The organism is Streptomyces sp. NPDC056373 (assembly GCF_042262425.1).
Lineage (GTDB): Bacteria > Actinomycetota > Actinomycetes > Streptomycetales > Streptomycetaceae > Streptomyces.
Genome location: NZ_JBHJPX010000044.1, coordinates 1 through 3,305, shown reverse-complemented (window position 1 = coordinate 3,305; position 3,305 = coordinate 1). Strand labels below are relative to the sequence as shown.

The window sequence follows — 3,305 nt, the reverse complement described above, 5'->3', positions numbered from 1 at the left end:
GACGGACCCTCATGAATGATCGAGGCTAGAGTGATGATCATGCCAATGAAGATCATTGCAGCCGTCGGCTTCACGTGCCTGCTGACGTCCGGATGCGGCGGCGCAGCCTCGAGCTCGGACGACGCCGACAGCAAGGCGACACCCACTCGCACCGTCCTTCCCCAGCGGCTGGACCAGCCCGACATGAACGGCGACCTGGAACCGGATGCGCCTGCCGATGACGCCCCCTTTTCCAAGCAGTTGGAGCACGAGCTGAGCGTCCGGACGCTCAAGATGGCCCAGTCCGAAGGCAAGACGACAGCCCAGTGCCCCAGCGGTATCGAGTCGAACAAGGGTAGAACAGTAGCCTGCACGACCACCTACGACGGCCTGACCATCAGATGGGATGTGACGATCGGCGAGAAGGCAGCCTGGTCCGAGAGCTATGTCGAGTACGAGGCGACGCCCAGCACGGGCGTGATTACCAAAGCCGGCGTCGCCAAACTACTGTTCGGAAACTACAAGGGCTACATCGACTACGCCCTGTGCAACAACATCCCCAAGGCGACCCTGGTCCCATTGAACGTGGAAACCAAGTACAAGTGCGAAGTCGTCGACAAGGGCAAGAACCCGACGGGATTCGCCACCAGCACGGTACGGGCCACGGAAGCAGGTCCACGCGCCTACTGATACCCGCTCAGCGACATAGCTCGCCTCACCTGGGGACTTGCGTCATCCCATTCTCGGCGAGCACTTGCTTGGCAGCAAGCACACCCAGCCGTGACGGACGGCACTCACGCCAGGTCACATCAGGTCAGTGAGAATCGGACCGCGACCATCGATCAGATCGGGCGTTTGGACGCCGTAGCCCTCTGCCTGGCCGAAATACCTCGTAATTCTAATGTACGGGTCCAGTGGGCAGGTGCCGAGGGTGCGTCCCCCTCGCTGAGGTCCACACGCACCATAGTGCGACCTGCCCTGCCCTTACACGCCGAGATCGCAGGAGACCTGCTCCCCTACCATTCTCAACGCGCCTTGAACTCGCTCACCTGCTCTATCAATCCGCGCTTACGACTCGGATGCCCCCGCCGCGCTGCCTAATCCATTCCTGCAGTTCGACACCCGATAGTTCTTGAGCACCCTCTTCGCCCATGATCACCGCTGGCCCGAAGACAGAGCCCGATGCGCCCTCGATCTTCGCATTTCGATCCATGGTCACCTGAAATGAATTCTCATCGAAGACAGAATTACTCAAATCAGCGGATCGGAAATCGACCTCCAGTAGAGAAGCACCCATGAAGCGAGTGCCACGGCAGCTGGCGCCGAACGCATCGACACCGTAGAGCGATGCCTTCACCAGGTTGGCGCCGTCGAGCGTCGCATGCCGCAGGATCGCATCATCTAGGTTCACACGCACGAGGGAAGCCTCCGTCAGGTCGGCCCCACTCAGATCGGCTCCTTGGGCATCCGAGCGGTACAAATCCGCCCCCGCCAGCTTGATGTTCGCCAATTTGGCATCGGTGAACCACGACTCGGAGAAATCGCCGTGCGAGAGGTCCGCACCAGTAAAGTTCAGACCTACGGCGTCCAGTCCGCCTTCGCTCTCGTCGATCCACTCCCGCAGACGCTGGGCCGCGATTCCGTCCGCGGGAATCCTTGCAGGAGCCCATCCCTTACGGGTACCAGATGACATTGTCTTGCCAGCCGTTCTTTTCGACGATGGACTTGATGTCGTCAATCGCTGCTTGGTTCGCGTTTCTGACATCTAGGATAACCGTGCGATGCTTCTGGATAATTTGCTCTGAAAGTTTGCTCACCCAGCGAGCATTGTTGGCCGGGCTGTAAGCACCACGGAAGGGTTGAGACTTGTCCCGTACGTTATTGAAAGGGGGCCGGTCGGAATGGACAACCTTGATGTCATAGTACCGCCCTGTGCTCGGCGAATAGAATTCGCCTCGATCGGCAACGGATGGACGCTGAATGTCGTCCGGCAGGCGCCCTTGTTCCCGTAGGTCCAAGCCCACGCGGGCTTCGTCCTTCGACGGCTCGGAGATGCCGCCGTTCTTATCGGGGTCACGTTGCAACTCGTCGAAGTTATCAGGGCTTCGATGTTCCACCTCGTCCAAGTGGTGCCAGTGGGCTGCCTTCTCCTCCGGCGTCAGCTCTGGAAGGGGCTCGTTACCCCGCAGAGCGTCCCCCCCAGCTGGTTCGGGCAGGCCGTCCGCGCCGTGTCCCCAGGAGCCTTCGCTCTGACTGCCCCCAGTGCTCTCATGGCTGTCTGTTGTGGCGCCCTCGTGGCCACCCGTGCCCGATCCCTCACCGGAGCCAGTGGTATGGCCGTCGAAATGTGGCCCGGTCGGCCCATCGGTGGGACTGCTCGTGTGGCCTGATGTCGAGTCGTGGTGAGCGGAAGGGTCATGTGCGAGGTCGTCCGCCCCACTGTCCGGCAGGTGATTGCCTACGCTGCCGTAGGGAAGGTTGTCGCCCGCTCCCCCGGCGTGTGGCAGATCACCGCCCGCGTGGGCGGCCGGCACGTCGCCACCCGCGTGGACGGCTGGTGTGGTGGGTGCGTCCTCACCGACTCGGCCTACATCGCCGAGATTGTTGTCCAGACTGTCGCCCAGGCGGATGTGCTGCCCGGCCTGTTCCGCGGTGTGCGCGCCCGCGCCCACCAGGGCGGGTTGCTGGGCCGGGGAGTCCACACGTGGGCTGTCCGCACCGGAGGTGGGGGCGTCGGGGTTGTCGGGCATGTCGGGCTGGTCGACGACGTCACCGGGGCCGTCGTCCGCCTTCTGCAGCACGTTGCCCTGCTCGTCCAGCAGGTTGCCGTCCGGGTCGTAATAGCGCGCCGGAGCACCGTCCTCCGTGGGGAGCTTCGTGGTGCCCTCGGGCAGGACCGGAACGTCCTCCGGCAGCCGCACCGTCCCGTCGGGGAGCTCGGTCGCCCCGGCGGGGATGTCCGCGCCCTCGGGCAGGTGCACCGTGCCGTCGGGCAGCTTGATGCTGCCCTCGGGCAGCGTGACCTCGTTCTCCGGCAGCGTGGGGATGTCGATCCGCCTCCGGAGCGTCGTAATACGCCGACAAACCCTGGAACCGGGAGTGGACGTCGCCGCCGGCATCCCGGACATGACCCGCGTCCTTCCTCAAGTCCGCGTAATCCGTCTCCAGCTGCTCCAGATTCCCGGTGAACTGCGGAATCTTCTCCGGCTGAATCACTTCTTTCCGGCCCCCGGCAGATCCACCGCAGGCGCCTTCAGCGTGTTGCGCTGCGCCTCGGCCGCCATCTCCTCGTCACCGTTCAGATACGCCGTGGTCGCATCCACTAC

4 protein-coding genes are annotated in these 3,305 nt (G+C 63.3%); 1 reads left to right on the top strand and 3 read right to left on the bottom strand.

Annotated elements, in window-relative coordinates; translation table 11 throughout:
* Window positions 1-39: 39 nt before the first annotated feature.
* Window positions 40-669, top strand: coding sequence for a hypothetical protein (locus ACFCXS_RS39325; RefSeq protein WP_376648141.1), 630 nt, complete (start codon window positions 40-42; stop codon window positions 667-669).
* 367 nt (window positions 670-1,036) lie between these two features.
* Here ACFCXS_RS39325 and ACFCXS_RS39320 read toward each other — a convergent pair whose 3' ends face one another.
* The 3 genes from ACFCXS_RS39320 to ACFCXS_RS39310 form a co-directional block, all read right to left on the bottom strand.
* Window positions 1,037-1,672 (bottom strand): pentapeptide repeat-containing protein, encoded by a 636-nt coding sequence (locus tag ACFCXS_RS39320; RefSeq protein WP_376648140.1) that lies wholly within the window; start codon window positions 1,670-1,672, stop codon window positions 1,037-1,039.
* On the bottom strand, window positions 1,653-3,107 hold the full coding sequence (locus tag ACFCXS_RS39315) for a hypothetical protein (protein ID WP_376648139.1): 1,455 nt from the start codon (window positions 3,105-3,107) through the stop codon (window positions 1,653-1,655). The genes ACFCXS_RS39320 and ACFCXS_RS39315 overlap by 20 nt, the downstream gene beginning before the upstream one ends.
* Before the next feature lie 84 nt (window positions 3,108-3,191).
* Window positions 3,192-3,305, bottom strand: a 114-nt coding sequence (locus tag ACFCXS_RS39310) for a DUF6507 family protein (protein ID WP_376648142.1), incomplete at its 5' end; no start/stop codon positions are given.

Bases quoted from the DNA above. Each gene is read 5' to 3' on its own strand.
- ACFCXS_RS39325 (WP_376648141.1), top strand. From the start codon at position 40: ATGCCAATGAAGATCATTGCAGCCGTCGGCTTCACGTGCCTGCTGACG.
- ACFCXS_RS39320 (WP_376648140.1), bottom strand. From the start codon at position 1,672: ATGTCATCTGGTACCCGTAAGGGATGGGCTCCTGCAAGGATTCCCGCG.
- ACFCXS_RS39315 (WP_376648139.1), bottom strand. From the start codon at position 3,107: ATGTCCGGGATGCCGGCGGCGACGTCCACTCCCGGTTCCAGGGTTTGT.